General features: G+C 66.5%; 3 protein-coding genes. All 3 read right to left on the bottom strand.

The window, feature by feature from the left end:
* Window positions 1-46: 46 nt before the first annotated feature.
* Window positions 47-1,021 (bottom strand): NAD(P)-dependent oxidoreductase, encoded by a 975-nt coding sequence (locus ACFU5V_RS43005; RefSeq protein ID WP_378707521.1) that lies wholly within the window; start codon window positions 1,019-1,021, stop codon window positions 47-49.
* A complete protein-coding gene (locus tag ACFU5V_RS43000; protein WP_378707519.1) occupies window positions 1,018-1,461 on the bottom strand; it encodes a carboxymuconolactone decarboxylase family protein in 444 nt (147 codons plus the stop codon). The genes ACFU5V_RS43005 and ACFU5V_RS43000 overlap by 4 nt, the downstream gene beginning before the upstream one ends.
* Window positions 1,462-1,598: 137 nt before the next feature.
* Window positions 1,599-1,873 (bottom strand): hypothetical protein (locus ACFU5V_RS42995; RefSeq protein WP_378707517.1); only part of this gene is annotated, 275 nt, incomplete at its 5' end.

The raw sequence follows: 1,873 nt of genomic DNA, 5'->3' as shown, positions 1-1,873 counted from the left end.
GCTATGAGCATCGGTTGTCGATTCACCGTGCCGGACAGCCGGGTTCCTAGTCGGAGGTACTGTCCGTGGGGGTGATTTCATCGAGTGAGACGGCGGTGAGTTGTTCGAGGTAGCGCACTACCTCGGTGTGGTCGGCGGTGGCGTCGAGGCTCTCGACCGCGTCGCCCCACACCTGTCCCAGTGCGTTTCCGAGGACGGTGGGGATATCCTGCTGGTGTGCGAGTTCGAGGGCGATCCCGATGTCCTTGCGCATCAGAGCGGCACCGAAGCCGGAGGCGTAGGTGCGCGAGAGGATGAATTGCTCGTACTTGGTCTCGGTGGCCTGGTTCCGGCCGCTGCTGGCGTTGATCACCGACAGCAGCGTCGAGGGATCGATCCCGAACTTGCGTCCGACGAGTAGGACCTCTGCGGCGGCGACCAGGCCGGTGGCCGAGAGCAGATTGTTGAGCGCCTTGGCCGCGTGGCCGGAGCCGACCGGACCGATGTGGATGAGCCGGCGGCCGGTGGTCTCGAGCAGCGGCCGCACGCTCGCGATGGCGTCGTCGTCGCCGCCGAGCATCACCGCCAGGTCTGCCTTGAGCGCGCGGGTGACACCGCCGCTGACGGGAGCGTCCACCACAGCGATGCCGCGGCCGGCGGCGGCCTGGGCCAGGTACCGGGTACGGGCGGGAACGCTCGATCCCATGTCCACGATCACGCTGCCGGCACCCAGTTGCGCGAGCAACCCGTCGTCGCCGAGGGCGACCTGATCGACGATGTCACTGTTGGGTAGGATGAGGACGACGACGTCGCAGTCGGCGAATTCGGTGAGATCGCCCGCGCCGACGGCCATTCGGTTGTTCTCGACGAACCGCTTCTGCGCCGCCGGGTCGGCATCGCGCACGACGAGGGGCTGACCGGAGCCGAGGAAGTTCTGCGCGATCGGGGCACCCATCGCCCCGAGCCCGATCAGCCCGACCTTGCGGTTGGGCAACGGGGCGTGCGCAGCGTCGGCGACGGCGACGTCGCTACCGGTGCTCATGCCTGGTCCTTCGGGTTCAGCGGCCCGAGCTCGGCGGTCAGCGTCTCCTGCACCACGCGCATCGCGGCCAGACCGGCCGGCGCACCCGCGTAGGCGGTGGCGTGGATGACCGCTTCGACGATCTCCTCACGGGACAGACCGTTGTTCAGGCCGCCCTTCACGTGCACCGCCAGCTCGTGGTGCTGGCTGAGAGCGACCAGCATGCCGAGGTTGATCAGCGAACGACTACGCCGGTCGAGGCCCGGCCGGGTCCACACCGAACCCCACACGAACTCGCTGACGTACTTCTGCAGCGCCTCACCATCGGTGCCGGCGTTGCGGGTCAGCGCCGCATCGACGTAGTCCGCGCCGAGCACCTCCTTGCGGACGACCAGTCCCGCGTCGAACACGGCACGGTGAGCGGCGTCGATCGAGTCGGTCTCGGTCGGTGCTTCTGTCATCGGTAGATCCCTTCACGTCGCGGGTGCGTCGACCGGCACGACCGGCAACGCTGCCCTTACCGGCCTTGGGATCGGCTTCCGGGCTGAAACCCCGGAACCGCCGTCAAAAAGGCCGATGCTTTCTGTCAGACACCACGTTACCTACGGCTTTTTGTGAATGTCAACGGTCGGCGTGCGCGGAGTTCGCCGACATCCAGCCCGTATTCGCGGCGCCCCAGGGCAATGTGCCGATCTTTTTCTGGAACTCTTCGAGGCTCGGTGTTCGAATCATAATGCCAGTTCAACGTCATTTTGAAGACCGGGAACAGACGCGTGGCGGGTTCGGTCTCCATCGAATCGGACTTGTGTCGGCTATCACAACCGCGTACCGTCGCTTCTACGAGGCAACGCCCCAGCGCAGCACCCGGCTCGA

It is taken from the genome of Rhodococcus sp. NPDC057529 (assembly GCF_042802055.1).
Lineage (GTDB): Bacteria > Actinomycetota > Actinomycetes > Mycobacteriales > Mycobacteriaceae > Rhodococcus_F.
The sequence above is the reverse complement of the archived record's forward strand: the minus strand, read 5'-3'. Positions and strand labels throughout refer to the sequence as shown.

Coding starts and splice junctions, on each gene's coding strand:
- ACFU5V_RS43005 (WP_378707521.1), bottom strand. CDS start 1,021: ATGAGCACCGGTAGCGACGTCGCCGTCGCCGACGCTGCGCACGCCCCG.
- ACFU5V_RS43000 (WP_378707519.1), bottom strand. CDS start 1,461: ATGACAGAAGCACCGACCGAGACCGACTCGATCGACGCCGCTCACCGT.